Source organism: Rhizobacter sp. P3_B12, from assembly GCF_056402895.1.
Genome location: NZ_JBFUGN010000593.1, coordinates 1 through 3859 on the forward strand (window position 1 = coordinate 1; position 3859 = coordinate 3859).

4 protein-coding genes are annotated in these 3859 nt (G+C 67.9%); 1 reads left to right on the forward strand and 3 read right to left on the reverse strand.

Going from position 1 to position 3859, the window contains the following annotated elements:
- The coding region (locus AC1D01_RS24340) for an ATP-binding cassette domain-containing protein (RefSeq protein WP_477870928.1) at positions 1–769 on the forward strand (769 nt) is incomplete at its 5' end.
- Here AC1D01_RS24340 and AC1D01_RS24345 read toward each other — a convergent pair.
- From AC1D01_RS24345 to AC1D01_RS24355, 3 genes are all read right to left on the reverse strand, one after another.
- Complete coding sequence (locus AC1D01_RS24345; RefSeq protein ID WP_477870930.1) at positions 726–2000, reverse strand: type II toxin-antitoxin system HipA family toxin; 1275 nt, start codon at positions 1998–2000, stop codon at positions 726–728. The genes AC1D01_RS24340 and AC1D01_RS24345 overlap by 44 nt on opposite strands.
- Positions 1990–2340 carry a helix-turn-helix domain-containing protein gene (locus tag AC1D01_RS24350; RefSeq protein ID WP_477870932.1) on the reverse strand — a complete coding sequence of 117 codons (351 nt, stop codon included), beginning with the start codon at positions 2338–2340 and terminating at the stop codon, positions 1990–1992. Before AC1D01_RS24350 ends, AC1D01_RS24345 begins: the two co-directional genes overlap by 11 nt.
- 139 nt (positions 2341–2479) lie before the next feature.
- Positions 2480–3640, reverse strand: coding sequence for a Fic family protein (locus AC1D01_RS24355; protein ID WP_477870934.1), 1161 nt, complete (start codon positions 3638–3640; stop codon positions 2480–2482).
- Positions 3641–3859 lie beyond the last annotated feature (219 nt).

Consider the following 3859-nt stretch of genomic DNA (forward strand, 5'->3'; position numbering starts at 1 on the left):
GGCCGAGGCCGAGGCGGCCGAGGGGCTGGCGGGTGCCAACGCGGTCGAGGTCGACCTGTCGCGCCGGCCGGCGCGCATCGAGCTGCGCGGTGTCTCGTACCGCTACGCGAGCACCGAGCCGTGGGTGCTGGAGAACGTCAACCTGACGGTGGAAGCCGGCGAGTGCCTCGCGCTGACCGGTGCCTCGGGTTGCGGCAAGACGACGCTGGTGAAGGTGATGCTCGGGCTGCTGCCGCCGACGCAGGGCGAGGTGCTGTTCGACGGCACGCCGATCCTGCACCTGGGTCTCGCGAACTACCGCGCGCTGATCGGCACGGTGATGCAGGAGGATCGGCTCTTCTCCGGCTCGCTGGCCGACAACATCTGCTTCTTCGATGCCGAGCCCGACATGGCGCGCATCGAGGCCTGCGCGCAACTCGCAGCCATCGAGAGCGAGATCCAGGCGATGCCGATGGGCTACCACACGCTGGTCGGCGACGTGGGCGTCGGCATCTCGGGCGGGCAGAAGCAGCGCGTGCTGCTGGCGCGCGCGCTGTACCGCGCGCCGCGCATCCTGGTGCTCGACGAAGCCACCAGCCACCTCGACCTGCGCAACGAGCAGACGGTGAACGACGCGGTGGCGGCGATGCAGCTGACGCGCGTGGTCGTCGCACACCGGCCGGACACGATCGCGATGGCGGACCGGGTGGTGGTGATCGAGCAGGGGCGGGTGGCGGGGGAGGAGCCTACCCCCACCCCACGTCGCGCGGATGCCGCATCGCCGAGCTGACGATCTCCAGGTCCTTCGCCTCGACGCCGAACTGCTCGAACCAGGTTCGCCACTCGCGCACGCAGCGGGCGATGCGATCGACGGTCTCGCGGGCCTGCTCTTGCGTCAGCCCGAACATCGGCGCGCGGCTCAGCGCATTCGGCAAGGTCGCCAGYCGCCCCTCCGCACCGACGCTCAGGTGCAGGTAGCGCGTGTGCGCCACCTGCGGCTTCGGCAGCACGTCATACAGCGGGCTGAGCGTCCAGCCCTTCGCCTGCGGCTGCCACACGAAGGCATGGTTGCGCAGGTGGTCGTCGTCGTTGCTGACCAGGATGTTGAAGACCATGCGGCCGAACAGCTCCGTGCGGTCGCCCTGCACCCGTCCCGCCGCGCCGATGGCGGCGAGCTTCAGCGAGATGTCGGCATACGACGCCTGTGACGACTGCGACTCGTGTAGTTCGAGCGCGGTCAGCGCACTGATGGCGTGGCGCCGCGCGAAGCCGCCTTCGCTGGGGTAGCGGTCGAAACGCTCGATCAGCATCACGTCGCGGCCGTCGGGCAGGCGCAGCAACTCGGTCGCCGGCACGGTCAGGCCGCAGGTGCGCGCCAGCTCCAGCGTGGCGCGCTCCACCGCCGGGATGTTGAAGCGGTCGCCGACCGACGGGAACTTGGCGAGGTACTGGACGCCGTCCTTCACCACCACCGCCTTCGGACGGGCGCCGCCCATGCTCGGGCCGGCATCGAACAGCTGCTCGAGTTCGTGCGGCACCGGTTCGCTGCGCTGCACCCTGTCGGCCGCGTCGAGCAGGTAGCGCACGTCGGCCACCGGCACCAGCCGGCCCCGGGTCTCGTCGTGGTCCAGGCCCGGTCGGATGTCGAGCGCGCCGAACCGGTTCGACCCGGCCTCCATCAGGTAGCGCGTCTCGGCCAGTGCATTTGGTGGCGCCTTCAGGATGTTCTCGATGACCCGCCGGCCCCACATGTCGGGCATGGCGTCGCGCACGGCACCGAAGAACTCCAGGCCATTGGAGGGTTCGTACGTGCGTTGCGAGCCGGGAACCGCGGTGGCCAGCGACAGCGTCGCGGCATCGATCGGAATGGCCTTGGGCCGTTCGAGGTACTTCGCCCCGAAGCCGAAGCTCGACGACACGACCGCCAGCCCCTCTTCGACGATGGACAGTTGCCCGGCCGGAACGGCCTTCAGCTCGCCCGGCAGCCAGGCGAAGACGACACCCTTGAATTCAGAAGGCATAGGGGTCCTCCTCGGCGTCCCTGCCCCTCGATCCGGTGGCGCGCTTGCGCTGTTCGAGCTGGCGCCGGGCTCGGCCGGCGGCGTCGGCATCAGGGTCGGCAGCCCTTTGGAGAATCGGCAACAGGTTGGAGACTTCCATCGCGGACAGCCACGAAGAAAAGCTGACCGCGGGGTCGCCCCGCTCGATGCGCTGCAAGGTGGCGACGCTCATGCGGGCACGCTCCGCAAAGTCGGCCTGCGTGAGGTTGCGCGCCAGGCGGGCCAGGCGGATCGCCGCCCCCAGCTGGCCGGAGGCCGCGACGGACGCAGGGCTGGCAAAGGCGGCTTCGGGACGGCGCATGACTTCTCGCAGTCAAAGGAATGCATCATATCTGATGCATTGACAAAGCAATAATCCATCATATTTGCTGCCTTAATAAGATAAGGTAGCAATTAAGCTGTAAACCGCCTCAAACTGAATCGGTCCATTCGTCCCTGTTTCATCCCCCGTCGAATGCGGAGCCAATCGCCGCCGCAACCTCAGCAGCCAGGCTCTCCTGCAACAGCGCCGGAAACTCCTTCTTCAGCTTGTTCGACACCAGTCCTCCGCTGTCGCGCACCGAACGGATGATCCGGTCGATGTCGGCGTCAGGCCCCTCGATGAACTGCTTGACCCGTTCGCGCGCGGTGCGAAGGCTGCGCAGATGACGCGCTTCCTTGCGCATTTCCTGCTCGAGGGTCGATTGCACGACCTCGGCCAGGTACTCCACGTGGTCGGTCAGGTCGGGATAGCGCCACGCAGGCAAGGCGTCGTCGTAGGCATCGAAGCGAAGGTTGCTGCGCACCCCGTCGTCTGCCACCTCTTCCGCGCCGAAGCGCCAGGCTTCGGCGTACTTGCGCATCAACGGTCGCGAGAACAACTCGAGCACCTCGTCATAGCCACGCCGGCGGACGACGCTGCTGATGATCGTGGCCGACACCGGCAGGATGAACGGCGTCGCCACCGCACCATCGCGCCGCAGCGTGTCGTTGATCAGGAAGCGCGAGATCCGCCCGTTGCCGTCGGACATCGGGTGGATGTAGACGAAGCCGAACGACAGCACCGCCGCCCGCACCAGCGCCGACGCGCCGGCCGTGCGTTCTGCAAAACTTCGCAGCCCGGACAGCAACGCGGGCGCGTCTTCCCAATGAGGCGCGATGTAGTAGACCACCTCGATGAAGCCATCGATCTCACCGACGAACACCGGTGAGCGGCGCACGCCGTAACGCGTCGCGCGCGGGCCGAGAATCTGCGATTGCAGCTCGCCCAGCGCGTCGATCGACAAGGGGTCGTCGCCCTGGCCGCAACGCTGCTCCATCGCCGATGCAAAGCGCCGCACGCGATCGACGTGCTGCTCTTCGTGCTCGATCGCGAAGCTCGCCCGGCTTTCCTTGACCGTCAGCCAGACCACGCTGCGCAGCAACAGGTCGGCGCCGAACTCGACTTCAAGCGCGGCGAGTTGCTTCGCACAGTCGTAGTCCTCGGCTTCGCGCACACGGGCCGTGCGCAGCACCATGGGGCAATAGTCTCGTGTGCCCGGCAGGTTGTCGCGAACCCGCCAGCGCGGGTCGTTCACGACCCGGCGCGCGGTCACGCAGGATTCCTCGTCGAGCGCGGCCACGTAGTTGCCGGACGCGACGCCCGCGAAGGCCAGCCGGTGCCCCGTCAGGTACTCGTAGAAGAAGCAGGCCCGGCGCGCATACTGGCCGGTCGGTTCGGCGGCGATCCAGGCCTCCAGCACCGACACCTCCACCACGGCGAACAGGCGTGCCAGGAACTCGAGGTGGACGCCCTCTCGTTTCAACGCGAAGGCCAGATGCCCGGGCACGGTGTCCGAGGG